This is a genomic window from Rhizobium sp. KDH_Rht_773_N (assembly GCF_052946295.1).
In genome coordinates this window covers 165,461-182,167 of sequence record NZ_CM129525.1, presented here as the reverse complement: position 1 = coordinate 182,167, position 16,707 = coordinate 165,461, and the positions used below count along the sequence as shown (strand labels likewise).

Below are 16,707 nucleotides of genomic sequence, written 5' to 3'. Positions count from 1 at the left end.
ACGTGACCAGATCTATCTTTCCAATGGAAATCGCCGATCTCTCGGCCTTTGCCAAATCGCTGCGCAAGCAGATCGAAGCGCTCGCCGACAAGCCGAGCCATGTCGAGATGCTCAATCTGCTGGCCCGCGCGGCGGGTTATCGCAACTACCAGCATTTCCGCAGCCTGGCGCAGTCCGCCAGGGTCCTGCAGGACTGGAACCTGAAACTGGACCCTGAGCCTTTGCCGGATGAAGAGCGCGTGCTGAAGGCGTCGCGCCATTTCGACGGCCACGGTCGGCTGGTCCGCTGGCCGGGCAGGAGGGGGCTGCAGGAGCTTTGCCTATGGTTTCTGTGGTCGAAAATACCGGCGAATGCGGAACTGACCGAGCGCGAAATCAGCGACTTGCTGAGCCGCCTGCATCTCTTCGGCGATGCGGCGCTGCTGCGCCGCGAGCTTTTCGATTTCGGGCTTGTCCACCGCACGAGGGACGGCCGGCAATATCGCCGGATCGAAAGGAAACCGCCTGCTGAACTTGGCCCGCTTCTTCGTCGCATCGAAGCCGAGGCGGAAACGGCCTGAGCAGAAGGGGCGCGGTCGAAGAGACCGCGCCCCTGGCCGTTAGAGAACCAGCCTGAACTTCGTAAAGCCCTCGGTGCCTTCGCCGGCATCTTCGATTTTCACGCTCTTGACGTCGGCCAGATATTGCTTGGCTTTCGGGCCGCTTTCGAAAACGACGGTCGTGCCGGGCAGGGGCTTGAAGGTCCAGTTGCCATCGGCGGACGGATTGATCGTGTCCTGATCGTGGACGTAGCGGACGATGACGTCCCGGTTGGTGTCGGGCGCCTGGAAGATCACCTTGTCGGAGGCAATATCCGGGAAGCTGCCGCCGCCGCCGGCGCGGTAATTGTTGGAAACCACGACGAATTTCTGCGCCGGATCGATCGGCTTGCCCTCGAAGGCAAGGTTCTGGATCCGGTTGGAGTCCGGATTGACCGCCTTGCCCGACGAATCGTATTTCGCCGGCTGCGACAGGTCGATCTGATAGGTCACGCCATCGATCACGTCGAAATTGTAGGAGGGGAAATCGGTGTTGAGGAGGGGCGCATCCTTGGCGCCGGGCTCGATGTGGTTGAACATGCCGGCCGACATTTCCAGCCAGTTCTTGACCTGCGCGCCGGTGATGGCGACGGCCTGAACCGTGTTCGGATAAAGGTAGAGGTCGGCGACGTTCTTGATGGCGATGTCGCCGGCCGGGACGTCCGTATAGTAGTCCGCGCCGCCACGCCCGCCCGCCTTGAAGGGGGCGGCGGCGGAAAGAACCGGCAGGTCCTTGAACTGGGTATCGGCCAGCATCTGCTTGATGTACCAGGTCTGTGCCTGCGAGACGATCTGCACGGAGGGATCGTCGGCCACCAGCGCGAAGTAGGAATAGAGCGGCGCCGAAGTCTTGCCGACAGGCGTGCGCACATAGGCAAGCGTTGCCTCATGCTCTGCCTTGGCGGCTTCCACCACTTCCTTCTTGTCGGCAACGTCGGCAACGACCTTCTTCTTGTCGTCGCGATGGTAGATCGGCCGCGCTTCGGACGTGAAATCGACGATTTTCCAGCTGTTGCCGTCCTTTTCCAGGAGCAGGTCGATCAGGCCGAGATGCGAGCCCCAGAAGCCGGCCATGACGGCGGGTTTGCCATGCAGCGTGCCCTTGACCGGATCGGCATTGGCGATGCCGTCCCAGGTCTTGGGACCGGGGAAGACGAGATGCTGGTGGCCGGTAAAGATGGCGTCGATGCCCTCGACTGCGGCCAGATGCAGGGAAGCGTTCTCCATCTTCTCGGACGGTGCTGCGCCGTCGATGCCGGAGTGGGAGAGCGCGATGACGATATCGGCGCCGGCCTCCTTCATCGCCGGCACCCAGGCCTTGGCGGCCTCGACGATATCGCGGGTCTGCGCCTTGCCTTCGAGATTCTTGATGTCCCACAGCATGATCTGCGGCGGCACGAAGCCGATGAAGCCGATCTTGACCGGGCTTTCGTTGCCGGCGCCATCCTTGATCTGCTTTTCGACGATGATGTAGGGCTTGAAGAACAGCTCGTCCTGCTTCGGATCGGAGGCGAGCTGGCCCTTGGTCAGATTGGCGCAGACGAAGGGGAAGTTCGCGCCGTTCAGCACCTTGAACATGAAGTCCAGGCCATAGTTGAACTCATGGTTCCCGAGCGTGCCGACCGTATAGCCGAGCGTGTTCATCGCCTTGATGACCGGATGCACGTCGCCATCCTTCATGCCGTGCTGATAGGCCATGTAATCGCCCATCGGATTGCCCTGCAGCACGTCGCCATTGTCGATCAGCAGCGAGTTGACGGCTTCTGCGCGGATCGTATCGATGATCGTTGCCGTCCGCGACAGGCCCATCGTGTCGTTCGGCTTGTCGGCATAATAATCGTAGGGGAAGACGTTGACGTGAATGTCGGTCGTTTCCATGAGCCTCAGATGCGCCTGGTTTGCCGCAGCGCGGGCGCTGAACGGATGCAGCAATATGAGGGCGGAAGTGGCGGCAAGACCGCCGAGCAGGGAACGGCGGCTCATCGCAGGCGCATCGAAAATGGAAGACATGGAAACACTCCTTTTGACATCATGCATCATCCGGTTCGACGAACTTAGGATGATTGGCAAAGGAGTACATCCCGAAAATGACAGAACGGCAAAGACAGTGCCGCAAAAGCGGCACCGCCTGAACGCTCACATCTAGCGCACGCGCGGCACGTCGCGATGGAAGAAGCGGAAATAGGAGGCAATGAGCGCGCGGGCATTGGAATTGACGTCGAACTGGATGCCGACGCGGCCATTGTGTTTCCAGCGAACGACGCCGTCGAGCAGGCCGAGATCTTCCGCTTCGATGCGCACCTTGCTGCCGGCGGCCGCATAAAGCGGGGCCTTGACTTCAAGTGCGGCGCCCGTGACGGAGAGGTCGAGAATGCGGGCATCCACCTGGCTGTTCATGTAGCTGATTTTGCCGAAGACGCGGCAACTCCTGCGGTCGGCCTTGCGGGCGGTGATCTTGAGGTTACGTGTCATGCTTGTCCCCATGAAGAATTCGGGAAAAGCATAGGCGCGGAAGATTGAGATGCCTTTAGAGCCTTATCTAAAATTGTGCCGAAAGCATCAATACGGCACGGCCGCGCGCCGCGCCACCACATGTTCGCGCCAGACCGTGAAGATCCCCGCCGCAACCACGATGAGAGAGCCGACAATCATGTTCAGCGTCAGCGTTTCACCGTAGATGAGCACCCCGAGGATCGAGGCGTAGACGAGCTGGATATAGGTCAACGGCTGCACGGCGGCCGCATCGAGGCTGTCATAGGCGCGGATCAGGAAATAATGGCTCGATGTGCCGGTCAGGCAGACGGCAAGCATCCACATCCAGTCCCATCCCTGGATCGGCGTCCAGTAAAACGGCCCCGCGAAGGTCATGACGGCGGCCCCGACGACGCCCGTATAGAAGAAGCTCGTCATCGCCGAATCCTGCCGGCTCACGTAACGCGTGGCGATCACATAAAGGGCGAAATTGAAGCAGGAGACGACGGCAAGAAGCAGGTTCACGTCGAAAAAACCGCCTTCCGGCTTGAGGATCAGCAACACGCCGAGGAGCCCGAGGCCGATCGCGGTCCAGCGGCGCCAGCCGACCCTTTCGCCAAGAAGCGGAATGGCAAGCAGCGCGACGATGATCGGCGTGGCGGCAAAGATCGCCTGCGAATGGGCAAGGCCGATCAGCGCAAAGCAGGTAATTGCCAGCACCACCTGCGTGGCAAGCAGAACGCCGCGGGAAAACTGAAGAAACGGGTGTTTGGTGCGGGCGGTCGCGGCGATGCCGCCGCGCATCCTTGCCGCCAGAACCACGGTGAACAGGCCGAAGGCCCAGTAGCGGACCATCGTCACGAAGATGGGCGAATAGGCGGAGCCGAGATGCTTCGAGATGGCGTCCTGCGCTGAAAAGATCGTCAGTGCCAGCAGCAGGAAGATATAGCCGTGTGTCTTGGATTTCATGTCTTGCCGTTGAAGCGGAGACGCCCGCAACATCAAGCTAGGGCAGGATTCCGGGGGCTTTGCAAGGGCTCAAAGGCCGACATTCGGCCTGTCGATGATTTCGCGCAGCGCAAAGCTCGAGTTGATTTTCACGACATGCGGCAGCGCCGAAAGCCAGTCCCGGTGAATGCGCTCGTAATCTTCCAGGTCGCGGGCTGCCACCCGCAGGATGTAATCGTATTCGCCCGACATCAGGTAGCAGACAAGCACGTTGGGGCAGCGTTTCACCGCCGCTTCGAATTCCGACAGTGTCTTGGCGAACTGGCCGGAGAGCGAGATGTGCACGATGGCGATCATCTTGTAATCGAGCGCCTTATGCGAAAGCCGCGCATGATAGCCGCCGATGACGCCGCTCTTTTCAAGAATGTCGAGCCGCCGCGAGCAGGCCGAAGGCGACAGCCCCACCTTGTCGGCAAGTTCCGCATTGGTGATCCGCGCATTGATCTGCAGCGCCTTCAGAATCGCAAGATCGATATTATCGAGGTCGGACATTCGAAGAACCTTCGAAGAATGGATTTCTGGCGCAATAATCTTCGAAACTTCGCCTCCATGCAAATCCTCTTTGCAAGGACATTTCGCGCCTGCGGTGATTGGATTCCGCAATCAACAAACGCTCCGCGCAAAGCGGGCATAAAATGAGAGGAACGCGAATGCGTGTCGGTTGCCCGAAGGAAATCAAGAACCATGAATATCGCGTCGGCCTGACGCCGGCTTCGGTGAGAGAATATGTCGCCCACGGCCACGAGGTCTGGGTGGAAACGAAGGCGGGTGCCGGCATCGGCGCCGATGACGCCGCCTATGTGGCCGCTGGCGCGAAGATCGCCGCCTCGGCCAGGGATATCTTCGAAAAGTGCGACATGATCGTCAAGGTCAAGGAGCCCCAGCCTTCCGAATGGGTGCAGCTCCGCGACGGTCAGCTCCTCTACACCTACCTGCATCTTGCGCCCGATCCGGAACAGACCAAGGGTCTGCTCGCCTCCGGCGTGACGGCAATCGCCTATGAGACCGTCACCGACGATCGCGGCGGCCTGCCGCTCTTGGCACCCATGTCCGAAGTCGCCGGCCGTCTGTCGATCCAGGCTGGCGCCACCGCGCTGCAGAAAGCCAATGGCGGCCTCGGCATCCTGCTTGGCGGCGTGCCCGGCGTCCTCCCGGCAAAGGTTGCGATCATCGGCGGCGGCGTCGTCGGTCTGCACGCCGCCAAGATGGCTGCCGGCCTCGGCGCCGATGTCAGCATTCTCGACAAGTCGCTGCCGCGCCTGCGCCAGCTGGACGATATTTTCAACGGTCGCATCCACACGCGCTATTCCAGCATCCAGGCGCTGGAAGAGGAAGTCTTTTCCGCCGATCTCGTCATCGGAGCCGTGCTGATCCCCGGCGCTGCCGCCCCTAAGCTCGTCACCCGCGAAATGCTCTCGGGCATGAAGAAGGGCTCGGTCATCGTCGATGTCGCGATCGACCAGGGCGGCTGCTTCGAAACCTCGCATGCGACGACCCATTCCGAGCCGACCTATATCGTCGAAGGCGTCGTGCACTATTGCGTCGCCAACATGCCGGGCGCCGTCCCGGTCACGTCGGCCCATGCGCTCAACAATGCGACGCTCGTTCACGGTCTGGCGCTCGCCGACCGCGGCCTGCGTGCCATCGCCGAGGACAAGCATCTGCGCAACGGCCTGAACGTTCACCGGGGACGCATCACCAACAAGCCGGTCGCCGACGCGCTGGGCTACGAGGCTGTCGCCCCGGAAAGCGCGCTGAACGTAGCGTAACCCAGCTTACTCATGGTGAGACAAAGGCGCCGGCTTCCGCAAGGGCCGGCGCCTCTGCCTTGTCGATCCGGCACTGATAGCAATTGTTGCGCGCCGAGCGCACATGCACATAGGCAATGCCGGGCCGTGCAAGCAGTTCGGCCGCATAGGCCGGGATCTTTTCGATCGGCGTGACCGCGCCGGTGCCATAGACGATCCTGTCATTGTCGCTATAGCCGCGCACGATGAAATCCGGGCTTGTCGTCAGCACTGGCGGCAGAACCTCCCTGGCGGCGTAGCGCCGGCAGGGCTGCTTGTGCAGGAAGATCGGGCCGGTCTCGGCATAGGGCTGCAGGTCCGGAAAGGGCCGATAGGCAAGGACGAGAAGCTCTTCGCCGGCGCCGATATTTGCTAGGCAATGGCGGCAGGGATAACCGTCGCCATCGGAAACCAGCGTTTCCGGCAGGCGGCCGTAAGCGTCGCGGCCCCCGTTCCAGAGCGCCTCCGCATCTGATGTCGGCATGACGGAAAACTGAATGCTGGTCATGGCAAATCTCCTTGTGATCTTTGCCGCAGTTTCCGCCCTGGCGCTCATCCGGGCCACCCGATTCTTGCCTCGGAGGGCCGGTGGCGGGCAGGGGCAATCAGCCTTTCCTGGCGATTTCCAGCAATTCCTTGTCGCTCAGCGGCCGGACGATCCCCGTGCCGGTGGAAACCGGCGAAAAACCGAACATCTGGTAAAGCTGCAGGGCGCGCGGGTGATCGAGGTTGTTGGTCGTCGTCGTGACCTTCTTCGGGTTCAGCGTCCAGATCGCATAGAGCGCCTGGAGCAGGAACCATTTGCCGATGCCGAGGCCGAGCGCATGTTCGAACAGCCCGAAATGGGAGAGTTCGATCGTGTCTTCGTCCTCGCAGAGATATTCGTAGAAGCCGGCAGGCGCGCCGTTGACATAGAGCACGCTGATATTGTTGCGCTTGTCGTGCAGGGTGGCGGCGAGCTCTTCGTCGCTCATCCTCAGACGGTCGACCCATTGCCAGCGCGCGCCCACCTGCCGGTAGAGATACCGATAGAAGGCAAGCGGGATGTCCGGCGCGCGCATGATCGCCGTCTGGATATTGACGGGCACGGGCAGGCTTGCCTTTGGCGGCGCGACCATTTCAAGCCGCGTGATATGGGCCTTGAGCGAGGCGGGCGTCTTTCCCATGGTCAGGCTTTGACCGGTTCCGGCGGGCCGGTGACGACCGGCGTATCCTCGCGGCTGCCCCATTCGCTCCAGGAGCCGTCGTAAAGTTTGTTGTCGCTATGCCCCAGCGATTCCAGCGCCAGCGTGATGATGGCAGCGGTAATGCCCGATCCGCAGGAGGTGACGACCGGTTTGGAAAGGTCGATGCCGGCATCCTCGATCGTCTGCTTGAGTTCCGGCAGTGACTTGAAGCGGCCCTGATTGGCGAAAACGCCTGACGGCAGGCTGCGCGCTCCGGGCATGTGGCCGGAGCGCATGCCGGCGCGCGGCTCCGGCTCGCTGGCGGCGAAGCGGCCGGCGCTGCGGGCGTCGGCAATCTGCAGGGCGCCGCTCGAAACGATCTCGCGCATCTGCTCGAGATGGACGACGCGGCTGGCATCGTAATTTGTCTTGAAGGTGGCTGCGGCATAGTGCGGCACTTCGGTTTCAAGCGGTCTTGCTTCGGCCTTCCAGCCGTCCAGCCCGCCATCGAGCACGAAGACGTTTCTCGCGCCCATCACCCGGAACAGCCACCAGACGCGCGGCGAGGCGAACATGCCGATACCGTCATAGACGACGATCCGGTCGTTCTCGCTGATGCCGAGCCTGCCGACTTCGGCGGCGAAATAATCGGGCGAGGGGATCGTATGCGGCAGGTTCGTCGAATGGTCGGCGATCTTGTCCTGGTCGAAACGGATGGCGCCCGGAATGTGGCCGGCGGCATATTCCGCATCGGCATCGCGTTTCTGCGCCGGAAGATAGAAGGATGCGTCGAGCACGCGCAGATCGGGCTTGCCGAGTTCAGCCTGCAGCCAGTCGGCCGAAACGACGAAACGGCTCTTGGTGTCGCTCATGGTGATCTCCCCAATTATCAGGCCCAATATCAGGCGTCGTTCATCAGGCTTCGTCGCCGGGCGTGCCGAAGCGAATGCGGAAGCGCCGGTTTTCTTTGCCCTTCTTCTCGATCTTGGCAATATGAATCTGGCCGACTTCCTGCGTTTCCGAAACATGCGTGCCGCCGCAGGGCTGGCTGTCAATGGCGGAGTTCTCGCCGATGCAGACCAGGCTAACGCGGCCGAGACCAACGGGCGGGCGCACATTCTTCGATTTGACGATGCCGGGATTGGCGGCGAGTTCCTCGTCCGTAATCCACTGAAGATAGACCGGATGGTTCTGGTTGACGAGGTCCATGAGCCGGGCCGTCACCTCGTCCTTGTCGATCGTATCGCTCATGTCGAAATCGACACGGCTTTCCTCTTCGCCGACGGCTGCCCCCGTAATGGGATAGGAGCAGACGACCGATAGGAGGTGGCAGGCGGTGTGCATGCGCATCAGCCTGTAGCGGCGCGGCCAGTCGATGTGCAGCACCAGTTTCTCGCCGACCTCCGGCCGCGACTGGTCCGCCAGCGGCACGTGGATGATGATGTCCTTCGTGGTGCCGTGCCTGGCCTGGCCGAGCTCTATCCTGGAGCCGTCGGTGCGTTCGAAGAAGCCGGTATCGCCCGGCTGTCCGCCCGATGTGGCGTAAAAGCACGTCTGGTCCAGCTCGATGCCCCCATCCTCGTGAACGGCCGTGACGACCGCTTCGCATGTGGAAAGATAGAAGTCGTCACGGTAGAGGGCATTGACTGGCATGGAGGCTCACGCTGCGGGTTCGTAGGGTATCTTGATATCCGTCGAGCCGACCATCCATGCGGGGATGGGAAGGCCCTTGGACGAAAGGAAGTCCGGGTTGAAAAGCTTGGACTGATAGCGGTTGCCATAGTCGCAGAGGATTGTCACCACCGTGTGGCCGGGGCCGAGATCCCTGGCGAGGCGAACCGCACCGGCAATATTGATCGCGGTGGAGCCGCCAAGGCAAAGCCCCTCGTGTTCGACCAGATCGAACAGATAGGGAAGCGCTTCGGCGTCGGTGACGTGATAGGAAAAATCAGGCGTAAAACCTTCGAGGTTGGCGGTAATGCGTCCCTGGCCGATGCCTTCGGTGATCGACGATCCCTCCGACTTCAGCGCTCCGTTCTGGTAGAACTCGTAGAGTGCGGCACCTTCGGGGTCGGCAATGCCGATCTTGATATCCTTGTTGAAGCTCTTGAGGCCCGCCGCAACACCCGCAAGCGTGCCGCCCGAGCCGACCGAGCAGACAAAGCCGTCGATCTTGCCGTCGGTATCCTTCCAGATTTCCGGTGCCGTGGTTTCGATATGCGCCTGGCGATTGGCGACATTGTCGAACTGGTTGGCCCAGATCGCGCCGTTCGGCTCGCTCTTGGCAAGCTGCTCGGCAAGGCGGCCGGAAACCTTCACATAATTGTTCGGGTTCTTGTAAGGAACGGCCGGGACTTCGACGAGTTCGGCGCCGAGCAGGCGCAACGCGTCTTTCTTCTCCTGGCTCTGGGTTTCCGGAATGACGATCACGGTGCGATAGCCGAGCGCCTTTGCGACGACCGTCAGGCCGATGCCGGTATTGCCGGCCGTGCCCTCGACGATGACGCCGCCGGGCTTGAGTAGCCCCTTCTTCTCGGCATCACGGATGATATAGAGCGCCGCCCGGTCCTTTACCGACTGGCCGGGATTGAGAAACTCGGCCTTGCCGAGAATGGTGCAGCCGGTCGCTTCGGACACGCCCTTGAGCTTGATGAGGGGCGTATTGCCGATAGCCTCGATTACGGAGGGGTGGAAGGTCATGGAATCTGCCTCGTTTACGCTTAGTTTAGGAACGGTCTTTTCCCTTCACAAGGCGGCATTGGCAAGAAATCCTATTCCATGGCTTTCGAGCCCACGATAAAATTAGTCTTCCGTTTCCTGCCCTTCGCCGTGCCCGGGCAAGCAGTGATCCGAAGATTGACTTTCGGCGTATGGATGACGACAAAGCAAGCACGGGCGCAGGAACGAGGCGTGACCGAATCCGACATGGTTCACGAGCATATCGACACGATCGATGCATTGATGGCGCATTATGTTGCTGGCTCCCTTCCGGAGCCGGCGCGCGTGCTCGTGGAATCCCATCTCGAAATGAAGCCGGACAATCGTGGCCTTGTGGCCGACCTCGAACGGCTGGCCGGAGAGGCCCTGGAGAAGACGCCGGCAAGCCCCATCAGCGACCGCGATGCCAGGCTTGCGGCAATCTTCGGCTCGAAGGCCCCCGCCGCCTCCGCGACGCTCCCGCCGCGCCCGCAAGGCGCCCTTTTCCCGCGCGCGCTGCGCAATCTCATGGGTTTCGAAGCCGATGACGTGCCGTGGCGCAGGCGCCTTCCGGGCTTCAAGGAATATGCAAGGGATATGGACGGCTGCGAGGTCAGCCTCATGTGGATACGGCCGGGTCGCGCCCTGCCTGCCCACACGCATGCGGGCATGGAACTGATCCTCATTCTCGACGGCGCTTTCCGCGACGAGCGCGGCCGGTTCGGGCCGGGGGACATCTCGGTTGCCGATGCCACCGTCGACCATCGCCCCGTCGCCGAAAAGGACCGGCCCTGCATCGCCTTTGCCGTTTCGGACGGGCCGGTCAAACTCACCGGCTCCTTCCGCCAGATCATCGGCGACCTCATCGGCTGAAAGCAGCCACAATGCTGTGATAGAGCCATGGTCCCGGGAGAGATGAGGAGCTTCCGGGCCTGTGTTCGTCTTCAGATCGGCAGACCGGAGGAAGTGTCATGCGTAGTTTCATCGCCCGCCCGGAACATGGAATCGTCTGGATTTCCGGTGCAAGTTCCGGAATCGGGCGAGCGCTGGCGCTGAAGCTTGCCGGCGAGGGATACAGCGTCGCCGTCACTGCCCGCAATCACGAAAAACTGGTCGAGCTGCAGCTCGAGGCAGCCGGACTGCCCGGCAGCATCATCGTTCTCGACGGCGACGTGACCGATGCCGAGGACATGGAGCATGTCATGGCCTCGATCGAATACGAACATGGGGCGCTTGCCATGGCGGTCCTGTGTGCGGGCGTCTATCAGCCCGTCCGTGGCGAGGATCTCAACCGGGCCGATTTCGAGAAGACCTTTGCCGTCAACCTGTCCGGCGTCGTCAATTGCCTGCTGCCGGCGATCCGCCACATGAAGGCGAAAGGGCAGGGGCAGATAGCCATCGTTTCCTCGGTAACGGGCTATACGGGATTGCCGACCAGCGCCGCTTACGGCGCGACCAAGGCTGCCCTTATCAACATGGCCGAAAGCCTGAAATTCGATCTCGACAAGATCGGCGTCCGCATCCAGCTCATCAATCCGGGCTTTGTCGACACACCGGCAACACGCAAGAATGCCTTTCCCATGCCGGCGCTGGTCTCGCCCGAGACGGCGGCGGAGCGCATTGCGGCGGGCCTCAAGTCGCAGGCCTTCGAGATCACGTTCCCGAAGCGCTTCACCTATGTGCTGAAGCTCCTGCGGATCCTGCCCTACGGTCTCTATTTCGCGCTGGTGAACCGCTTCACCGGTTGGCGCGAGCGGCCAGTCAAGACAAATCACCGGCCGGTGACGCCGCACCCGGCGGAGTGATCAGCGACGTGAAAAGACCACCTGCCGCACATCGATGTTGCGGGCGCGGAAACCCGCCTCGCAATAGAACAGGTAGAATTCCCAGAGCCGCTTGAACCGCTCGTCGAAACCCATCGGTCTGAGCTTGTGCCAGACGGACCAGAAGCGTTCGCGCCATTCCGCGAGCGTGCGGGCGTAGTCGAGGCCGAAGCCGAAGTCCCTGACCAATGACAGGTCCATCTTCCTGCCGAGTTCGGCAAGGTGATGGCGCGTCGGCAGCATGCCGCCGGGAAAGACGTATTTCTGGATGAAGTCCGGATTGCTGCGATATTGCTGGAAAGCCTCGGGACGGATGGTGATGATCTGCAGGCCGGCCTTGCCGCCCGGTTTCAGGCACTGTTTCAGTTTGGAAAAATAGGCCGGCCAGTATTTCTCGCCGACAGCCTCGAACATTTCGATGGAAACGATGCGGTCGTAGACCCCGGTTTCGTCGCGATAGTCCTGGAAACGGAAATCGACCTTGTCGCCAAGGCCTGCCTTGCTTATGCGCTCCTGCGCGAAGGCCAGCTGCTCGCGGCTGATGGTCAGCCCCGTTACCCGGCAGTTCAGTTCGCTTGCCGCAAACTCGGCAAAGCCACCCCAGCCGCAGCCGATTTCCAGCACGTGGTCGCCGGGCCTGATGCCGGTTGCCTCCGCCAGCGCCCGATATTTGGCGTTCTGCGCCGATTGCAGGTCGTTGGCGCCGGTCGAATAGAGCGCCGAGGAATAGGTCATGCTCGGATCGAGCCATTGCCTGTAGAAATCGTTGCCGAGGTCGTAATGGGCGGAGATGTTGCGCCTGGAGCCCGTCCTGGTATTGGCGTTCATCCAGTGGCGGACGCGCTCGACGAAGCGGCCGACACCGCCCCTGCCGTGGGAATAGCTGTGTGCCGCCTCCCCGTTAACGAGGAAAAGCTCGAGGAAGGCGGTAATGTCGGGGCTGTCCCAGTCGCCGTCCATATAGGTTTCGGCGACACCGATCGTGCCGCTGCTCAACGCCCGGCCGGCAAGGTTCCAGTTCTTCAGGGTGAGTGCGGCATTCGGACCGGCAATCCTGCCCTTGGCGATGACCTTGCGCCCATCGGGCAAGGTTACGGCAAGCGAACCTTGCTGCATGCGCATCAGGCCGCGCAGCGCAAGCTGGGCTTTGAAGGGCAGGCCCTTGACGATGCGCGAGATATTTTCCGCCGTCAGCGTCACCGCGTCCCGGGCAGATTGGTTAAAGTCCTGAACATTGCTCACCGTCCATCCTCCCGCATTATTGGGCCGGTCAGGTCAATGCTTACGCCTCTCCTCCGGCGATTGCGGCAAACGCTAGATTCATTCCGCAGCTTCTGCAAGCCGGCTCGCGGGCTTCACGCTGACAGGCGGCGGAGGCGGTGGCCTGCGGATGTAAACTGCGCCTTTCAGCCAGAGTTTCAGAGCCTGCCAGTGAATGCCGGCCATGATCTTGACCGTCAGGAAGGGAATGGCTGCGAGGAGATGGCCGAGCGCGCGGCTGGTCAGCGGCCTTTCCCGGCCGCAGAACGTTGCGGCAAGAAGCGGTCCTTCCGCATCGGTTTCCAGAATACGCCAGCGGATTTCCCGGCCGGGCGGCAGCATTCGGAAGTGATAGCGCATGTTCGTGGCTATGAACGGGGAAACGTAAAGCAGCTTGTCGCAGCTTTGGCGGATGCCGCTTTCGCAGATTTCCTCCCGCTCGACAGGGCAGACATAGCTGTGCCGTTCGCCGAACGTGTTGCGCACTTCATAGATCAGCGCGACCGGCGCATCGTTCCCGTCGAAGGCATAATAGACAGAAAGCGGGTTGAAGACGTAGCCGAGGATGCGCGGATAGCAGACGAGCAGGATTTTGGCCGGTCGCTCGACGCAGGCCTCCGCAAGCAGGCGGTCGGCATAAGAGCGCAGGCTTCCGCCTGCCGCATGGTCCCCTTCATGGAACGAGACGAGATTGCCGCGGTTGACCGAAAACAGCGCCGATTGCCTGTCGGCCTCCTTGAGCCGGTCGAGATCGATGGAGAGCGAAAAGACCCGGTACCGGAAGCGATGGCCGAACGGCCTCATGCGCTGGTGCATGACTTCGCCCGCATAGAGCACCGCCGCTGCCTCCGGCGGAGGGCCGTTGCGCGTCATGCTGACGCCAGGCTTCGATGCGCGGGATGCCGTCATGCCAGCGTCTCCAGCATGTTTCCGCGGGGGCAGGCGTTCCGCCAGGGGGCGATCCCGCCCAGCGCTTCGGCCGCCGCAAGGCCGGAAACGAGCCCGTCCTCGTGGAAACCGTATCCCGTCCAGGCGCCCGCGAAATAACAGTTGTTCCTTCCCTGAATGGCTGCGATCGCGCCTTGCGCTGCCATCGCCTCCGCGGAAAACTGCGGGTGCTCATAGGTGAATTCGGCAAAGACCTTATGGCCCTCCGGCTCACGATCCGGATTGAGCGTGACGAAGAGCGGAAAGCCCTGCTCTATGCCCTGCAGCCTGTTCATCCAGTAGGTCACGGCCACGCCGGCCCTGCCGTCGGCATGGCTCGAACGCAGGTAGTTCCACGAGGCCCATATCTTTCGCCGTGTCGGCATCAGACTGGCGTCACGGTGCAGGATGACGCGGTTGGGCTGATAGGGGACGGCGGCGAGCAGGCGCTTTTCCTGATCCGTCGCGTCCATCAGCAGCCGTGCCGTCTGATCGCTGTGGCAGGCAAGGACCACCTTGTCGAAAAAGGCTTCGTCGCCGGTCTGGTCGATCAGCGTGACGCCCTTGTCGCTGCGGATCACGCCGCGCACGCCGCAGCCGAGCTTTACTCTATCACCGAGTGGAGACAGAAGCCTTTTCAGATAGTTGCGGCTGCCGCCGCTGACGGTGCGCCATTGATGCTGCCGGCGATAGATCAGCCGGTGATTGTCGAAGAAGTTGACGAAATGTTCGGCGGGAAACTGCAGCATCCGCGCTGACGGCGTCGACCAGATCGCCGCGGCCATCGGCACCAGATAGTTGTTGGTGAAACCCGGCGAGAAGCCGCGCCAGTCGAGATAATCGCCGATCGAGCGCGAGGCGAGATGCCCTGCCGCGCGATCTTCCAGGCAGGTGCGGTTGAAGCGAAGGATCTCGCGGATCATCCAGAGAAAGGAGGGGCTGAGCAGGTTGCGCTTCTGCGCGAATATAGCCGACAGCCCGCCGCCGCTCCATTCCAGCCGGCCCTGATCGAGCGACAGCGAAAAACTCATGTCGCTGGCATGCGTGGACACGCCAAGTTCGGCAAAGAGCGCGGTCAGATTGGGATAATTGTGCTCGTTATAGACGATGAAGCCGGTATCGACGGCAATGTTCAGCCCGTCATAATCGACATCGACCGTTGCCGTATGGCCGCCCGGCCGGGCGTTCTTCTCGTAGAGTGTCACGTCATGGACGGGGTTGAGCGCCCAGGCCGCGGATGCGCCCGATATGCCCGACCCTATGACGGCGACCTTGAGGCGGCGCGGCAGGCAAGGAACATGCGCGTTCATGCTGCATCCTTTATGGCGTTGAAGACCTTGAGCGCCCGCCGGCGCGCCATGGCGTGATCGACGATCGGGTTGGGGTAGGTTTCGCCGAGCCTGATGCCGGCCCTTTCCAGCACGCTTTCGGGGGCATCGAAGGGGCGGTGGATATATCTGTCCTCGAGCTTTGCGATCTCCGGCACGAATTGCCTGATATAGCCGCCGGCGGCATCGAATTTCTCGCCTTGCAGCACGGGATTGAAGATGCGGAAAAAGGGCGAGGCATCGGCGCCCGATCCGGCCACCCACTGCCACCCGGCGGCATTGTTGGCCGGGTCCGCATCGACCAGCGTATCGCGGAACCAGGCTTCGCCTCGCCGCCAGTCGATCAGCAGGTCCTTGACGAGAAACGAGGCCGTTATCATCCGCACGCGATTGTGCATCCAGCCATGACGCCACAGCTGGCGCATGCCGGCATCGACAATGGGATAGCCCGTCTGGCCGTTGCACCAGGCATGGAATCCGTCTTCATCCTTGCGCCAGCCGAAGCCGTCGAAACTGTCGTTCCAGTTGGCCCTGGCAAGTTCCGGAAAATGGAAGAGCAGGTGGTAGGAGAATTCCCGCCATGCCAGTTCCCTGCGGAAGCGCACGAGATCGTCGGATGGGATGCGGCGGGAAAGACCCTTTGTCGCCTCCCAGACGCGCGCCGGCGAAATCTCGCCGAACGCCAGATGCGGGGAGAGCAGGGAGGTTGCCGTCTTGCCGGGGAAATCCCGGTCGCTCGAATAGCCATGAAGCCCGTTTTCGATGAAATCCCGGAGCTTTTCGTGGGCGGCCGCTTCGCCCGGCGTCCACATGTCGGGAAAGGATTTCGCCCAGTCCGGTTTCTGCGGCAGAAGATTCCAGGAGGCGAGCGTTTCGGATGCGGGAAACTGTTGGGGGAAGCGGAAGCGCTGGGGCAGATCGACGGGCGCCTCCGGCTCCCCACTTTCTTCGAGGGCGCGCCAGAACGGCCCATAGACGCGATAGGACGTGCCGCTCGTTGTCTTCAGTATCGTCGGCTCGTGCAGCAACTGGCCGCTAAAGCTGCGCACCTCGATTGCCTGTTTTTCCAGTTCGTGCCTGAGGCGCGTATCGATTGCGGTCCCCGGCGGATCATAGCGGCGGTTCCAGAATATCGCCTCCGCACCGCTTCGCCTGATGATGTCGGCGAGCACGTTTCGGGCATGGCCGCTGGCAAGGACGAGCTTGCCGCCATGTCTCCTGATGGTGGCATCGAGCCCATGCAGCGAATGGTGCAGCCACCAGGCTTGAGCGGCGCCAAGCGGTCCGGTGCCGTCTTCACCGGGTTCCCGGATGTAGAGCGGAATGACCGGCCGCCCCGATGCGCATGCCGCATGGAGAGCCCTGTTGTCGTCAAGGCGCAGATCCTTGCGAAACCAGACGATTACCGCTCTTGCAACAGTCTCGCGTGCCACTGGCTGCTCCCTGTCTTGCCTCTGGGCTTGTTACGGAAGTACGAGGCAACCGGATCAACAGTTTCACCCGGCGCGCATGAAAAAGGCCGGTCGAGCCGATCTGTCTCGGTGAAGGGTCTTTGCCCGGTCCGCTGTCCTATCGGCATGCTTCGCCGAGCGGCAGCCTTTGGCCCCAGCGATGGATTTTCCAGCTTTCCTGCGGGTTTTGGAGCTTCGTTTCTTTAGTCC

Annotated in this window: 16 protein-coding genes and 1 pseudogene; 4 read left to right on the top strand and 13 right to left on the bottom strand. The window is 61.8% G+C overall.

The window, feature by feature from the left end:
- The first annotated feature begins 2 nt into the window (after nucleotides 1-2).
- Nucleotides 3-560, top strand: a complete 558-nt coding sequence (locus ACU8HS_RS00955) for a DUF2087 domain-containing protein (RefSeq protein ID WP_112572209.1) — start codon at nucleotides 3-5, stop codon at nucleotides 558-560.
- Between the two features lie 39 nt (nucleotides 561-599).
- Here ACU8HS_RS00955 and ACU8HS_RS00950 read toward each other — a convergent pair whose 3' ends face one another.
- The 4 genes and pseudogenes from ACU8HS_RS00950 to ACU8HS_RS00935 form a co-directional block, all read right to left on the bottom strand.
- Entirely contained in the window at nucleotides 600-2,588 is a 1,989-nt protein-coding gene (locus tag ACU8HS_RS00950) for a bifunctional 2',3'-cyclic-nucleotide 2'-phosphodiesterase/3'-nucleotidase (protein ID WP_447015249.1), read from the bottom strand.
- Between the two features lie 147 nt (nucleotides 2,589-2,735).
- Nucleotides 2,736-3,050, bottom strand: a pseudogene (locus ACU8HS_RS00945) (PilZ domain-containing protein); the annotation flags it as partial.
- An 87-nt stretch (nucleotides 3,051-3,137) separates the two neighbouring features.
- Nucleotides 3,138-4,019: a DMT family transporter gene (locus ACU8HS_RS00940; RefSeq protein WP_447015248.1), complete on the bottom strand. Its 882-nt coding sequence runs from the start codon at nucleotides 4,017-4,019 to the stop codon at nucleotides 3,138-3,140.
- Between the two features lie 69 nt (nucleotides 4,020-4,088).
- On the bottom strand, nucleotides 4,089-4,550 hold the full coding sequence (locus tag ACU8HS_RS00935) for an Lrp/AsnC family transcriptional regulator (protein WP_018115458.1): 462 nt from the start codon (nucleotides 4,548-4,550) through the stop codon (nucleotides 4,089-4,091).
- 158 nt (nucleotides 4,551-4,708) lie between these two features.
- Here ACU8HS_RS00935 and ald point away from each other — a divergent pair, with 158 nt between their 5' ends.
- The gene (gene ald, locus ACU8HS_RS00930; RefSeq protein ID WP_112572201.1) at nucleotides 4,709-5,827 is read left to right on the top strand and encodes an alanine dehydrogenase; all 1,119 of its coding nucleotides are present in this window, start codon (nucleotides 4,709-4,711) and stop codon (nucleotides 5,825-5,827) included.
- Nucleotides 5,828-5,837: 10 nt separating this feature from the next.
- Here ald and ACU8HS_RS00925 read toward each other — a convergent pair whose 3' ends face one another.
- From ACU8HS_RS00925 to ACU8HS_RS00905, 5 genes are all read right to left on the bottom strand, one after another.
- Nucleotides 5,838-6,353, bottom strand: coding sequence for a DUF1203 domain-containing protein (locus ACU8HS_RS00925; RefSeq protein WP_447015247.1), 516 nt, complete (start codon nucleotides 6,351-6,353; stop codon nucleotides 5,838-5,840).
- 97 nt (nucleotides 6,354-6,450) lie between these two features.
- Entirely contained in the window at nucleotides 6,451-7,011 is a 561-nt protein-coding gene (locus ACU8HS_RS00920; RefSeq protein ID WP_112572197.1) for a GNAT family N-acetyltransferase, read from the bottom strand.
- Between the two features lie 2 nt (nucleotides 7,012-7,013).
- Complete coding sequence (sseA, locus tag ACU8HS_RS00915) at nucleotides 7,014-7,883, bottom strand: 3-mercaptopyruvate sulfurtransferase (protein WP_112572195.1); 870 nt, start codon at nucleotides 7,881-7,883, stop codon at nucleotides 7,014-7,016.
- A 43-nt stretch (nucleotides 7,884-7,926) separates the two neighbouring features.
- On the bottom strand, nucleotides 7,927-8,664 hold the full coding sequence (locus ACU8HS_RS00910; RefSeq protein ID WP_112754273.1) for an alanyl-tRNA editing protein: 738 nt from the start codon (nucleotides 8,662-8,664) through the stop codon (nucleotides 7,927-7,929).
- 6 nt (nucleotides 8,665-8,670) lie between these two features.
- Complete coding sequence (locus tag ACU8HS_RS00905; RefSeq protein ID WP_112572191.1) at nucleotides 8,671-9,711, bottom strand: cysteine synthase A; 1,041 nt, start codon at nucleotides 9,709-9,711, stop codon at nucleotides 8,671-8,673.
- Between the two features lie 210 nt (nucleotides 9,712-9,921).
- On the opposite strand from ACU8HS_RS00905, the gene ACU8HS_RS00900 reads away from it, so the two are divergent.
- On the top strand, nucleotides 9,922-10,581 hold the full coding sequence (locus ACU8HS_RS00900; RefSeq protein ID WP_447015246.1) for a ChrR family anti-sigma-E factor: 660 nt from the start codon (nucleotides 9,922-9,924) through the stop codon (nucleotides 10,579-10,581).
- A 98-nt stretch (nucleotides 10,582-10,679) separates the two neighbouring features.
- Nucleotides 10,680-11,513, top strand: a complete 834-nt coding sequence (locus ACU8HS_RS00895; RefSeq protein ID WP_447015245.1) for an SDR family NAD(P)-dependent oxidoreductase — start codon at nucleotides 10,680-10,682, stop codon at nucleotides 11,511-11,513.
- Here the strand turns inward: ACU8HS_RS00895 and ACU8HS_RS00890 are convergent, their stop codons facing one another.
- The 4 genes from ACU8HS_RS00890 to ACU8HS_RS00875 form a co-directional block, all read right to left on the bottom strand.
- A complete protein-coding gene (locus ACU8HS_RS00890) occupies nucleotides 11,514-12,773 on the bottom strand; it encodes a class I SAM-dependent methyltransferase (RefSeq protein WP_112758669.1) in 1,260 nt (419 codons plus the stop codon).
- 78 nt (nucleotides 12,774-12,851) lie between these two features.
- Nucleotides 12,852-13,700: a DUF1365 domain-containing protein gene (locus ACU8HS_RS00885; protein WP_447015244.1), complete on the bottom strand. Its 849-nt coding sequence runs from the start codon at nucleotides 13,698-13,700 to the stop codon at nucleotides 12,852-12,854.
- Nucleotides 13,697-15,028 (bottom strand): NAD(P)/FAD-dependent oxidoreductase, encoded by a 1,332-nt coding sequence (locus ACU8HS_RS00880; RefSeq protein WP_447015243.1) that lies wholly within the window; start codon nucleotides 15,026-15,028, stop codon nucleotides 13,697-13,699. The genes ACU8HS_RS00885 and ACU8HS_RS00880 overlap by 4 nt, the downstream gene beginning before the upstream one ends.
- Entirely contained in the window at nucleotides 15,025-16,479 is a 1,455-nt protein-coding gene (locus tag ACU8HS_RS00875; protein WP_447015242.1) for a cryptochrome/photolyase family protein, read from the bottom strand. Before ACU8HS_RS00875 ends, ACU8HS_RS00880 begins: the two co-directional genes overlap by 4 nt.
- Nucleotides 16,480-16,707 lie beyond the last annotated feature (228 nt).